We start from the raw sequence: 12,166 nt of genomic DNA, 5'->3' as shown, positions 1-12,166 counted from the left end.
GAGCGGCCGCAGCCTGACGCCGCTCCACCTGCCTGCCCGGACTCGTACCGAGGAGAACCTCGATGAAGCCCTGCCATGTCCCGCCCCAGCACGACCTTGAGGTGACCAAGGCCGTCTACATCGTCGGTCGCGATCTCAAGGTCTCCGACAAGGTGATGCTCGCCGGTTTCGAAGCCGGATGGGTCGAGTCCCACATGAACAATCTGCCGTGCGGGGACCTGGACTCCCTCGGCGTCTTCCAGCAACGCCCCAGCCAGGGCTGGGGGACGCCGGGACAGATCATGCACGTGCCCTACGCGGCCGAGCAGTTCTTCACCCGCGCCGTGCGCGTCGAGCAGCAGTCTCCCCACCTCACCGCCGGGCAGACGGCGCAGCGGGTCCAGCGTTCCGCCTTCCCCCGCCGTTACGACCAGGCCGAGACGAAGGCACGGGAACTGCTCAGGGAGGCCCGCGCCGCGGTCGGCGCACCCCCGCGATGGGCTTCACGGGTGAGTGTTGGTGTGCCGTCGGTGGTGGATCACGGTTCGGGGATGGTGGTGTTCGGTGTCGATGGGTCGGGTGGGGTGGTTCATCGGTGGCAGAACGTGGCGGGTGGTGCGTGGTCGGAGTGGGTGTCGTTGGGTCGTCCGTCGGGGGCGGCGGTGGGGCGTCCGTGGGCGTTGGTGGGTCGTTACGGCAAGTTGGTGGTGTTCGTTCGGGGTGGGGATGGGGCGTTGTGGCATACCTGGCAGTCCGAGGCTGGGGAGTGGGCTCGGGATTGGGCGTCGCTGGGTGGTCGTCTCGCGAGTGATCCGGCGGTGGTGCTGAGCCCGAACGGTGCCTTGTCGGTGTTCGCTCGCGACCCCGATGGGCGCATCACTCACACCTGGCAGCGCGGTCCCGAGCACGGTCACGCCTGGAATGACGCCTGGGTCGACATGGAAGGCGCCGTGCAAGGACGCCCCACCGTTGTGGTCGGGCGGGACGGGGGCATGGTGCTGTTCGCTCGCGGCACCGACAACGTGCTGCATCATCGCTGGCAGACCGGTACCGGCGGGCCCTGGTCGGCGTGGACGCCCTTGCACGGGCGGTTGACGAGTGATCCGGCGGTTGTGTTGAGCCCGAACGATGCCTTGTCGGTGTTCGCCCGCGACCCCGATGGGCGAGTCACGCACACGTGGCAGCGTGGTCCCGAGCACGGTCATGCCTGGAATGACACCTGGGTCGACATGGAAGGCGCTGTGCAAGGACGCCCCACTGTTCTCGTCGGGCGGGACGGGGGCATGGTGCTGTTCGCTCGCGGTACCGATGACGCGCTGCATCATCGCTGGCAGACCGGTACCGGCGGGCCCTGGTCGGCGTGGACGCCCTTGCACGGGCGGTTGACGAGTGATCCGGCCGTCGTCCTCAACCCCAGCGGTGACCTGTCGGTGTTCGGCCGCGCCCCGGACGGGCACCTCACCCACACCTGGCAGCGCGGTCCCGAACACGGTCACGCCTGGAACGACACCTGGGCCGACATGGGCGGGGAACTCGCGCTTGATTCCGACGGCAGTCCTCGGCAGCTCATTGAGTAAGACCATGGTGTTTCGTCGCACCAGCCGTGGCGAGCTCTGAGGAACGGCTGCTGCCGGACGAGTTGCGTCAGTTGTTCCAGAACAACGCCATCAGCCGTGTGCCTCCAGGTCGAACGAGGTTGGGGCCAGATGATCTGGCCGTTTCGCCGCGAGCGCCCCCGGGCTGTGCCCAGGGGCGCTGTCTCCGTCCAGTCGCGACGGGAGTTGGACGAGGTCCTCTACGGTCTTCGTATCGCGGACGGGCGTTGAGAGAAGGGTGAGCATGGCGAACGAGACGGAGCGCCTGGCGGGGTTCCTGTACGAGATCGGGCTTCTGAAGCGCTACAAGCGCACCGGGTGGCTTGTAGCGGGCGTGAACGATCCCGAGAGCATCGCCGATCACTCGCTCCGTACGGCGATCATCGCGAGCGTCCTGGCTGCGATGGAGGGGGCCAACCCCGAGCGTGCCGCACTGCTCAGCCTCTTCCATGACAGCCAGGAGACGCGCCTCACCGACATCCCCTATGTGGCCAAGCCGTACGTGAAGAAAGCGTCCAACGAGGAGGTCACCGAGCGCCAGACGCGCGGTTTGCCGGAGGCGGTCACCGCGATGATCACGGGTGTCGTCGCGGAGTACGAGGGCAAGGCCAGCGCCGAGGCGATGTGCGCCCGTGATGCGGACAAGCTCGAGTGCCTCATTCAGGCCATCGAGTATCGAGAGCACGGCAATCAGAACACCCAACCGTGGGTAGAAAGCTCAGTCGCCCAGCTCCAGACCGCGTCCGCCAAGCGACTCGCCGAGGAGGCGCAGAAGACCGGCTCTCTCGACTGGTTCATGCGAGCGTTGAACGGCGACGGGGACGAGTAGAACAGTCAGGCCCAGGCGGGGAACAGGGTTCCTACCTGGGCCTTCTCAGTGGGAGCGGGCGACGGGAATCGAACCCGCGTAGCCAGTTTGGAAGACTGGGGCTCTACCATTGAGCTACGCCCGCAGGCGGATGGAGGGCCGCTGGGGCCTCGATCGCCATCCCGTAGCGTACAGGGTTTTGGGGACGGGTGGAGACGGCGGCCGACCTCCCCGGTCGGGCTGGCGGGATTCGAACCCACGACCCCTGGCACCCAAAGCCAGTGCGCTACCAAACTGCGCTACAGCCCGCACCGCTGATCGCGATGACGGGAGAAGTCTAGTCCCGATCGGACCCCGGTCGCTCGACTAGTGCGACGTCCAGCAAGGTCCACCGCCTGCGGCGTGCTGCTCGGGTCGGGCAGCACGCCGCAGGCGACGGGCTAGCTGAGGTGGGTGCGGGCCTCGGTCGCGGCCGTGGTCAGGGCGTGCGGGAGTTTCTCCGGGTGGCGGCCGCCCGCGTTCGCGATTCTGCCCTTGCCGCCGGCGCCGCCGCCCAGTTCCTGCGCGGCGCGGGTCAGGAGGTCCCGGGCTGTGATGTCGAGGTCTGTGCCCACTGCGGCTACCAGTGCGGCCTTGCCGTTGGTGGTGGTACCCAGGATCACCACGCCGCGCGGGGTGAGGACGTCGGTCGCGATGGTGCGGAGGTCGGCCGGGTCCAGGTCGGGGACCGTCCGAGCCAGGAGCCAGCCTCGCCGTAGGGGTTCCTTGTGGGGTGAGAGGTGCATCGCCTGGTTACGCAGGTTCGTCCGGTGGAGTGCCTCCAGTTCGCGCTGGGTCGCCGCCAGGGTTTCCAGGCGCTGGCGTAGGCGGTCCGGTGCTTCGTCCGGGTGGACGTTCAGGAGTGACGCCAGTTCGTTGAGGAGCTGGGTCTGGTGGTCGTAGTGGCGCAGGGCGTCGGGGCCGGTGAGTGCCTCGATGCGGCGCAGGCCCGTGCCGATGGACGATTCGCCGACGATGTGCAGGGGGCCCGCCTGCGAGCCGTGGCCGACGTGGGTGCCGCCGCACAGTTCGCGGGACGCGTCACCGATGTCCACCACGCGGACGTCGTCGTTGTACTTCTCCCCGAACATCGCCAGCGCGCCCGCCCTCTCCGCCTCGGCGCGGCTGGTCTCCCAGACGCGTACCTCGGGGTCGTCCAGGAGGTAGTCGTTGACGAGGGTCTGCACGGGGACGGTGTCGACGGGGGAGAAGTGCGCGAAGTCGAAGCGCAGGCGGCCCGGTTCCACTCGGGAGCCGCGCTGGGTCGCGTGGTCGCCGAGGAGGCGGCGCAGCATCGCGTGCAGGACGTGGGTCGCGCTGTGGGAGCGCGCGGTCGCTTCGCGCCGGTCGGCGTCGATGGTCGCCTCGGCGTCGTCGCCGGGGCGCAGCTCGCCGTCCAGGACGCGGACGGTGTGGACGTGCAGGCCGTCCAGCCCGAGCTGGGTGTCGAGGACGCGCAAGGTCGCATCGGTGGTGCGGATCGTTCCGGTGTCGCCGACCTGGCCGCCCGATTCGGCGTAGAACGGGCTGCGGGACAGGATCACCTCGATCTCGTCGCCCTCGTGCGCGATCCGGCGTTCGCCGGTGGGGTCGACGAGCGCGGTGACGCGTGTGTCCGCGGTTTCGGTGCGGTGGCCGACGAAGTCGGTGAGGCCGTGGCGTGCGGTGATGCGGCGGTAGTGGTCCTGCCGGGCGACCGCGCCGCCCTTGCGGTCGCGGCCGGCGTGGTGCGCCTGGCGGCGCTGCCGGTCGAGGAGTTCGGCGAACTCGTCCTCGTCGACGGTGAGGCCCGCCGAGCGCGCCGCGTCGATGGTCAGGTCGATCGGGAAGCCGTAGGTGTCGTGCAGCTCGAACGCCGTGCGGCCGGAGATGGTGGACGTCGCGCGGCCGATCGCCGTGTCGAGGAGGCGGGTGCCCTGGCGGAGCGTCCGGTCGAACGCCTCCTCCTCGGCGGTGACCACCTGGCGGATGAGGCCGGACTGCGGCGCCAGTTGCGGGTAGTTGCCGACGACGCTGGACGTCAGGTCCGGCAGCGCGAGGTCGATGCCGAGGCGGCGCGCGTGCTTGATCGCGCGGCGCATCAGGCGGCGCAGGACGTAGCCGCGTCCGTCACGGGCGGGCAGGACGCCGTCCGCGATGAGGAACGCGATCGAGCGGGAATGCTCGGTGACGACGCGGAAGGAGGTCGAGTCGTCGCTGCCGTCTCGGCCGGGATACGCGCGTCCCGCCATTTCCTGGACGAGGTGGAGGGTCGGTGCGAGGAGGTCGGTCTCGCAGACGGTATCGACCCCCTGCAGAATCGTGGCGAGGCGGTCGAGGCCGAGGCCCGTGTCGATGTTCCGCGCCGGGAGTTCGCCCAGGATCGGGTAATCGTCCTTACCCGTTCCTTCGCCGCGGAGGTTCTGCATGAAGACCAGGTTCCACAGTTCCTGGTAGCGCTCCCCGTCCACGGCCGGGCCGCCTTCGCGCCCGAAGGACGGGCCCCGGTCGTAGTGGAGTTCGGAGGACGGTCCGCATGGGCCGGGTACGCCCATCGACCAGTAGTTGTCCTCCATGCCCAGCCGCTGGATGCGGTCCGAGGGGACGCCGATGCGCCGCCACAGCCGGTGCGCTTCGTCGTCGTCCCGGTACACGGTGACCCACAGGCGGGCCGGGTCGAGATCGTAGTGGCGGGTGAACAGTTCCCACGCCCAGGCGATCGCGTCTTCCTTGAAGTAATCGCCGAAGGAGAAGTTGCCGAGCATTTCGAAGAACGTCGCGTGCCGCGTGGTGCGGCCCACGTTCTCGATGTCGGACGTGCGCGCGCATTTCTGCACCGAGACCGCGCGGGGATGCTCCGGCGCGGTCTCGCCGAGGAAGTACGGCTTGAACTGGTTCATGCCCGCGTTCGTCAGCAGCAGCGTCGGATCGGACGGGACGAGCGGGCTCGACGGCACGACGCGGTGGTCGCGTTCCTGGAAGAAGTCGAGAAAGGTCGCGCGGATGTCAGCAGAGCGCATGGGACGGCCTCACGAGGTCGATGGGATGACGGCGCACACCGCCGAGCCGGGCCGGGCACGACTGCTCGTTCCCCAGCTCGGCGCGGCTAGCTCGCCGTCCCACCTCGTGAATGTCCATCGCCGCCCACCGTACCTCCGCGTCCCGGGCGGCGGCACATGCATTTCCGGGTGCGGTGAGCGGCGTCGCTCACGACGTGGAGGCTCAGGGCGAGCCGTTCGCGGACCTCGCGGAAGGCTCCTCCACGACGCCGCGGGCGTCGTAGTCGGCGCGCGCGCTGTCGATCTGGTTGATGTGGTTCTCCGCCCACTGCACGAGGGTCTCGGCCGCGTCCATCAGCGTGGTGCCGAGAGGCGTGAGGGAGTACTCCACGCGGGGCGGGACGACCGGGTACACGGTCCGCGTGACGATGCCGTCGCGTTCGAGGCCGCGCAGCGTGACGGTCAGCATCCGCTGGCTGATGCCGTCGATCTCGCGCTTCAGTTCGGTGAACCGCTTGGTCCGCTCGCCGAGCACGGCGATGACCTGCAGCGACCACTTGTCGCCGACCCGGTCGAGGATCTCGCGGGCCCGGCATCTCTCGGGGGTGTACTCCATGGTTCTCTCCAGGTGACCGGGGCAGAAAAAAGTGCCTTCTTGTGCCGACCCCGGGGGTCTCCGCACGATGGAGGCGGTTACCGATCGGAACCGCCTTACCATTCATAACCCTAGGAGACACCATGACCACGGAGCTTGTCGAGATCCCCGGCTACGTCGCCGGGACCTGGACGATCGACCCCCTCCACTCCGGCGTCGGCTTCACCATCCGGCACCTGATGGTCAGCAAGGTCCGCGGCCGGTTCGGGACGTTCGAGGGGACGATCGTGACCGGCGACGACCCCCTCGACTCCTCGGTCACCGCGACCGTCGACCTCTCCTCGGTCGACACCGGCAACAGCATGCGGGACGAGCACGTCCGGTCCGCCGACTACCTGGACGTCGTGAAGTACCCCACGATGACCTACCGGTCCACCGGGGTGCGCAGGGACGGCGACGGCTTCGTCCTGGACGGCGAGCTCTCGCTGCGCGGCGTCACGAAGGAGGTCCCGCTCCGGCTGGAGATCGAGGGCTTCGGCCCCGACCCCTTCCGGGAGGACGACCCGTTCAAGGGCGCCCGCGCCGGGTTCACCGCGACGGGCGAGATCAGCCGGCTGGAGTTCGGGGTCGGCGACACCGCGAAGGTCCCGGGCGGCGCCGGCCTCGGGCTGGGGGAGAAGGTCCAGATCATCCTGGAGATCGAGGCCGTCCTGCAGACCGGGTGACGCCCCGCGGCGGCGGGCCTGCGCGGGTCAGCGTTCCGCGAGCAGCGGGGGAAGCGCCTCCAGCGTCGTGATGCGCGGAACGGTGAGGCCGTCCGGGGCGGGGGCGCCGGAGCGGTCGAGCCAGATGCCCGCCAGGCCCGCCGCGGCGGCGCCCTCGGCGTCGACGCCGAGCCGGTCGCCGACATAGGCGGCGCGCTCGGCGGGGACGCCGAGGACCGCGCAGGCCGTCCGGAAGATCCCGGCGTCCGGCTTGGCGGTGCCCGCCTCGCTGGACGCAACGACCCGCGGCAGGACGTCCGCCAGGCCGATCGCGGTGACCTTCCGGCGCTGCTGCCGGGCGTCCCCGTTGGTGATCACTCCGAGCCGCAGGCCGCGCGCCGCCAGGACGTCCAGGACGCCCCGCACCTCGGGGAACGGGCGCCACGCCGCCTCGTACCGCGCCACGTACTGGGCGAGCCACGCGTCGGCGCGGGCGCCGTCCCAGTCGCCGAGCCCCAGGTCCCGGGCGAGCTGGACGATCCGGACGCGGCGCTGGCCGGTGAAGTCCAGCTCGCCCGCCAGGTACCGGTCGACGGCGTCCTCGGTCAGCTCGTGCCAGCGCCGGACGAGCCAGCCCTCGTCCACGTCGGGGAACAGGCCGGCGATCGCCTCGCCCGCGGCGCCCTCGTGGTCGAGGAGCGTCCCGTCGAGGTCGAACAGCGCCGCGCTGATCATCGCGCGGCCTCCGCGGTCCCGATCCCGTGCGCTTCGGCGAGGACGCGCGCGGCCTCCAGGACCGCCGCGCGTCGGCGCGCCAGGGCGGCGGCCTCGTCGTCCTCGTCCAGGATCAGCCGGCGCAGCTGCGGGACGGCGAAGTTCCACGCGATGAGGCCGAACACGGTGAACATCAGGTCCTTGACCTCCGCCCCGGCGCCCGGCTCCGCGGGATCTCCGGCGGCTCCGGCGAAGCGGTCCGCCTTCCGCTGGAACGCCTCACGGCGCTCGTCCTCGCCCTGGACCTCGCCCCGCGTCTCCAGGGCCTCCCACAGCAGGAGCCTGATCAGCTCCGGATGCTCCTGGTACCAGTCGAAGAGGCGGCCCACGGACTCGGTCAGGCGGGCGGGGTCGATGTCGGACGCCCGCCCGATCTCCTCCATCTTCGCCCGCACCACGGCGCCGAACAGCTTCTCCTTGCCGCCGAAGTACAGGTAGATGGCCTGCTTGTTGGCCCGTGCCTCGGTGGCGATGCGCTCGATCCGGGCGCCTGCGAGCCCGCGCGCGGCGAACTCGGCGGAGGCGGCCTCGAAGATCCGCCGGCGGGTCGCCTCGGCGTCGTAGCTCATGCCCGAATTAAACCATCCGGTTGACTTTGCGCCCGGCACGGGTCCATTGTAAACCAACCGGATGTTTTATTTAGGAGGGCCCATGGCCACGACCACCCCGCCCGCGTCCATCCCCGTCCGCTCACCGCTCCCATCGGGCCTCGCCGGGCGGACGGCGGTGCTCCTCGGCGGCAGTTCGGGCATCGGCCTGGCCGCCGCCGGGCTGCTCGCCTCGGTGGGCGCGCGGATCCTGCTCGTCGGCCGCGACGAGGAGCGCCTGAAGGCGGCCGTCGCCCGCGTGACCGCCGGCGCCCGGCCCGACGCCGCCGCCGAGGTGCGCGGGGTGCCCGCCGACGTCACCGACGCCGACGCGATCGCAGAGGTCTTCGAGCACGCCGGCGCCGTCGACCACGTCCTGATGACGGCCGGTTCCCCCGCCGGCATCGGCCTGGTCACCGAGGTCGCCGGAGACGCCGCGCAGGCCGCCGTCGCGACTCCGGTGGCGGGGGTGCTCGGCGTCGTGCGGGCCGCCGTCCCGCGCCTGGAGCCGGGCGGCTCGATCACGCTCAGCTCGGGCATCCTCGTGCCGCGCCCGCGTCCGGGCATGTCCGTGCCGGTCGCCGCCGCCGGCGCCGTCGAGACGCTCGCCCGCGCGCTGGCCGTCGAGCTGGCCCCGTCCCGCCTGCGGGTCAACGCGATCCGGTACGGCGCCATCGACACGCCGCTGCTGCGCAGCCGCTTCGGAGCCCCCGGACCGGAGGCCGACGCCGCGATGGCCGAGGAGGGGGCCGCCGCCATGGCCGAGGCGGGGGCCGCTGCCATGGCCGAGGCGGGCGCCGCTGCCATGGCCGAGGCGGGCGCCGCCATGCCGCTCGGACGGTTCGGGACGGCCGAGGAGGCCGCCTCCGCCGCCGTCTTCCTGATGGCCAACCCCTACATGAGCGGCGAGGTCCTCACGGTGGACGGCGGCCAGTCCCTCGTCTGACTCCCGCGAAGGGGCGGGCCCCCGACCGGCGTCCGCCTGGTCGGGGGCCCGATGTCTCGGCCTGTCCAGGGGCTGGGAGGCCCGTTCCTGTGCGCGGCTCGGCCGAGACGGCTCAGCGCGCTCAGCCGAGTCCGCCGCGCATCGCGGAGATCAGCTCGCCGTTCGCGGTGTCGCCGCTCAGCTCCCAGAAGAAGGCGCCCGCCAGGCCCTGGTCCTTGGCGTAGGCCATCTTCCCGCCGATGGTGGACGGGGTGTCGTAGCTCCACCACTCGCTCCCGCACTTGGCGTAGGCGGTGCCGGCGACGGTGCCGGTGGCGGGGCACTTGCCCTTGAGGACCTTGTAGTCCTCGATGCCGGCCTCGTAGGTGCCGGGCGCGGCGCCGGTGGCGGTGCCGCCGGGCTCGGACTGGGTGACGCCCGTCCAGCCGCGGCCGTAGAAGCCGATGCCGAGCAGGAGCTTGCCCGCCGGGACGCCCTTGGCCCTGAGCTTGGCGATGGTGTCGGCGGAGTTGAACCCGGCCTGCGGGATGCCCGGGTAGGACGTGAGCGGCGAGTGCGGCGCCGTCGGCCCCTGGGCGGCCCAGGCGCCGAAGTAGTCGTAGGTCATCGGGTTGTACCAGTCGACGTACTGGGCGGCGCCGGCGTAGTCGGTCACGTCCATCTTGCCGCCGTCGCTCGCGTCGGCGGTGATCGCGGCGGTGACCAGGTTGCCGGACCCGAACTTGGCCCGCACCGCGCCCATCAGCCGCTTGAAGGCGTCCGGCCCGCTGGTGTCGCAGGTCAGGCCGCAGGCGTTCGGGTACTCCCAGTCGATGTCGATGCCGTCGAACACGTCGGCCCAGCGCGGGTCCTCGACGAGGTTGTAGCAGGACTCGGCGAACGCGGCCGGGTTCTGCGCGGCCTGGGCGAAGCCGCCGGACCACGTCCAGCCGCCGAACGACCAAAGGATCTTCAGGTCCGGGTGCAGCTTCTTCAGCTTGCGGAGCTGGTTGAAGCTGCCGCGCAGCGGCTGGTCCCACGTGTCGGCGACGCCGTCGACGCTCTGGTCGGCGGTGTAGGCCTTCTCGTAGTCGGCGAAGGAGTCGCCGACCGCGCACTTGCCCCCGGTGACGTTGCCGAACGCGTAGTTGATGTGGGTCAGCTTGGCCGCAGAGCCGCTCGTCTCGATGTTCTTGACGTGGTAGTTGCGCTGGTAGACGCCCCACTCGGCGAAGTAGCCGATGACCTTGCCGCCTGCGCCGGGGGTGCCGCCGCCGTCATCGGTGGTGACCGACACGGAGGCCGACGCGGGGGAGGTGTTCCCGGCGGCGTCGGTGGCCCTGACGGTGAACGTGTAAGCGGTCTTGGCGGACAGCCCGTTGACGGTCGCGCTCGTACCGGTCGTGGAGACGGCCTTGCTGGAGCCGTTGTAGACGTCGTAGCCCTTCACGCCGACGTTGTCGGTCGAAGCGTTCCAGGACAGCGTCACGCTGGTGGCGGTCTTGCCGGTGGCGGTGAGGCCGGACGGGGCGCTCGGGGCCTCGGTGTCGTCGCCGGGGCCGCCCGTCCCATCGCAGGATGCGCCGTTGACCGTGCAGTTGGCGAACCACCCGGAGCCGCTGCCGCCGAACCCGAAGCTCGTGCTCGCGCCGGCCGCGATCGTGCCGTTCCAGCCCGCGTTGGCGAAGGTGTAGTGGTTCCCGGAGACGGTCTTCGTCGCGTTCCACACGTTGCCGATGGACGTCCCGGAGGGCAGGTCCGCCTCCAGCCTCCAGCCGTTGACGGCCGCGCCGGTGCCGTTGGTGATGGTGCAGGTCCCGTCGAAGCCGGTGCCCCAGTCGGAACCCTTCGTGCAGGTGGCGGTGACGGTCCCCGCCGACGACGCCGGGGGCGCCGTGAGCAGGGCGGTGGCCACCGCGAGTGTCGCTGCGCCGGCGAGCGCGATCGCCCGCCGTCCGCCCGGTCGTGACATGATTCTCCGTTCGGTCCGGCCCCCGAATCAAACAGGAATCCCCGCTCACTCTTAGGAAACTTTCCTAAGAATTGGGAGGATGTTAACCGGGCGGAAGGGTGCGTTCAAGGGCCTGCGGCGACCCCCTCCGCCCCGCCGCGGGTGGTCTAAGCGACTGCCTGGACACGTACGGTCCGCACGCGGAGAAAAGTTCAGGACGCCCCGAACCAGCCGGGCATGTCCAGCCGCCAGAGGTCGGCGGGCGTCATCCGGCGCAGGTCGTGCTCCAGGGCCCGGACGCGGTCCGCGCCGAGCGTCCGCACCCACTCGGCCCGGATCCGCGCGAAGGCCAGTGCGGAGCGGTCGAGCGAGTCGATGCCGCGCGCGGTCAGCCGGACGATCTTGCGCCGGGCGTCCCGGGGGTCGGTGCCGCGCTCCAGGTATCCGGCGCGTTCCAGGGACGTGACCATCTTGCCCGCGGCCTGCTTGGACACCCCGAGCCGGTGGCCGAGCTCCACGGCCGTCGTGCCGTCCGGGCCGATGGCCTGGAAGACGAAGCCGTGCATCGGGCGCAGTTCGGGATGGCCCGCGCGCGCCAGTTCGGCGTGCACCTCGTCGACGATCACGCGGAAGGCCAGGAAGAGCCGCAGCGGAAGCTCGAAGCCGGGCCCGTCCAAGGGCTCGCCGCCTGGAGCGGGGGCGTCGGAGGGGGTGCCGTCGCTTGACATGAAAGACAACCTCGTTGACTATATGGACAACCGTGTTGTCTAAACCTAGGGGATCGGGACCCATGACGCTCATCAGCACCGCCGACGGACGCCGCACCGAGACGCCGAACGGCACCATGACCACGTTCGCGACGCCCACCCAGGGCGGTACCGAGGGCCTTGCCGTCTGGCGCGTCGACATGCTGCCCGGGAGGACCGGCCCGCGGCACGCCTTCGACACCGAGCAGGTGTGGACGTTCCTGGACGGCGCCGCGACCATCGACCTCGACGGCCGCACGCTGGTGGCCGGGCCGGGCGACACCGTCGTCCTCCCGCCGCGCGCGCCCCGCCAGATGACGACCGGCGACACCGGGTTCACCGCGGTCGTCGCCGCGCACGCCGGCTGCCTCGCCTACGACCCCGACGAGCTGGTCGACGACACCCGCTGCGCGATCGCCCCCCAGGGCACCGAGCGGCTCGTCCCGCCGTGGGCCCGGTAGCCCCCAACGGCCAGGGGCGTCGGT

11 protein-coding genes and 2 tRNA genes are annotated in these 12,166 nt (G+C 71.0%); 5 read left to right on the top strand and 8 right to left on the bottom strand.

Features of this window, described 5'->3' with window-relative positions; genetic code table 11:
• Positions 1-62 precede the first annotated feature (62 nt).
• Both CHF16_RS28695 and CHF16_RS28690 read left to right on the top strand, forming a co-directional pair.
• A complete protein-coding gene (locus CHF16_RS28695) occupies positions 63-1,556 on the top strand; it encodes a DUF8189 domain-containing protein (RefSeq protein WP_089329260.1) in 1,494 nt (497 codons plus the stop codon).
• Between the two features lie 262 nt (positions 1,557-1,818).
• A complete protein-coding gene (locus CHF16_RS28690; RefSeq protein WP_089329259.1) occupies positions 1,819-2,403 on the top strand; it encodes an HD domain-containing protein in 585 nt (194 codons plus the stop codon).
• A 53-nt stretch (positions 2,404-2,456) separates the two neighbouring features.
• Here the strand turns inward: CHF16_RS28690 and CHF16_RS28685 are convergent.
• The 4 genes from CHF16_RS28685 to CHF16_RS28670 form a co-directional block, all read right to left on the bottom strand.
• A tRNA-Gly gene (locus CHF16_RS28685) sits at positions 2,457-2,527 on the bottom strand.
• Positions 2,528-2,617: 90 nt separating this feature from the next.
• A tRNA-Pro gene (locus tag CHF16_RS28680) sits at positions 2,618-2,691 on the bottom strand.
• Positions 2,692-2,822: 131 nt separating this feature from the next.
• Positions 2,823-5,420, bottom strand: coding sequence for an alanine--tRNA ligase (gene alaS / locus CHF16_RS28675; RefSeq protein WP_089329258.1), 2,598 nt, complete (start codon positions 5,418-5,420; stop codon positions 2,823-2,825).
• Positions 5,421-5,622: 202 nt separating this feature from the next.
• Positions 5,623-6,015: a winged helix-turn-helix transcriptional regulator gene (locus CHF16_RS28670; protein WP_089329257.1), complete on the bottom strand. Its 393-nt coding sequence runs from the start codon at positions 6,013-6,015 to the stop codon at positions 5,623-5,625.
• Between the two features lie 122 nt (positions 6,016-6,137).
• On the opposite strand from CHF16_RS28670, the gene CHF16_RS28665 reads away from it, so the two are divergent.
• On the top strand, positions 6,138-6,719 hold the full coding sequence (locus tag CHF16_RS28665) for a YceI family protein (protein ID WP_089329256.1): 582 nt from the start codon (positions 6,138-6,140) through the stop codon (positions 6,717-6,719).
• Positions 6,720-6,746: 27 nt separating this feature from the next.
• Here the strand turns inward: CHF16_RS28665 and CHF16_RS28660 are convergent, their stop codons facing one another.
• Complete coding sequence (locus tag CHF16_RS28660; protein WP_089329255.1) at positions 6,747-7,433, bottom strand: HAD family hydrolase; 687 nt, start codon at positions 7,431-7,433, stop codon at positions 6,747-6,749.
• The gene (locus CHF16_RS28655) at positions 7,430-8,041 is read right to left on the bottom strand and encodes a TetR/AcrR family transcriptional regulator (protein WP_089329254.1); all 612 of its coding nucleotides are present in this window, start codon (positions 8,039-8,041) and stop codon (positions 7,430-7,432) included. The genes CHF16_RS28660 and CHF16_RS28655 overlap by 4 nt, the downstream gene beginning before the upstream one ends.
• An 82-nt stretch (positions 8,042-8,123) precedes the next feature.
• Here CHF16_RS28655 and CHF16_RS28650 point away from each other — a divergent pair, with 82 nt between their 5' ends.
• Positions 8,124-9,005, top strand: coding sequence for an SDR family NAD(P)-dependent oxidoreductase (locus CHF16_RS28650; protein WP_218826883.1), 882 nt, complete (start codon positions 8,124-8,126; stop codon positions 9,003-9,005).
• A gap of 121 nt (positions 9,006-9,126) precedes the next feature.
• Here the strand turns inward: CHF16_RS28650 and CHF16_RS28645 are convergent, their stop codons facing one another.
• Positions 9,127-10,956: a glycosyl hydrolase family 18 protein gene (locus CHF16_RS28645; RefSeq protein WP_089329252.1), complete on the bottom strand. Its 1,830-nt coding sequence runs from the start codon at positions 10,954-10,956 to the stop codon at positions 9,127-9,129.
• 191 nt (positions 10,957-11,147) lie between these two features.
• On the bottom strand, positions 11,148-11,663 hold the full coding sequence (locus CHF16_RS28640; protein WP_089329251.1) for a MarR family winged helix-turn-helix transcriptional regulator: 516 nt from the start codon (positions 11,661-11,663) through the stop codon (positions 11,148-11,150).
• 62 nt (positions 11,664-11,725) lie between these two features.
• Between CHF16_RS28640 and CHF16_RS28635 the strand changes: the two genes are divergently transcribed.
• Positions 11,726-12,142 carry a cupin domain-containing protein gene (locus CHF16_RS28635; protein WP_089329250.1) on the top strand — a complete coding sequence of 139 codons (417 nt, stop codon included), beginning with the start codon at positions 11,726-11,728 and terminating at the stop codon, positions 12,140-12,142.
• Positions 12,143-12,166: the final 24 nt, after the last annotated feature.

Origin of the sequence: Actinomadura meyerae, from assembly GCF_900188445.1 — a bacterium.
GTDB classification, from domain to species: Bacteria; Actinomycetota; Actinomycetes; order Streptosporangiales; family Streptosporangiaceae; genus Spirillospora; species Spirillospora meyerae.
Note: the sequence above shows the minus strand (reverse complement) of the source record. Positions and strands in the feature narration are given on the sequence as shown.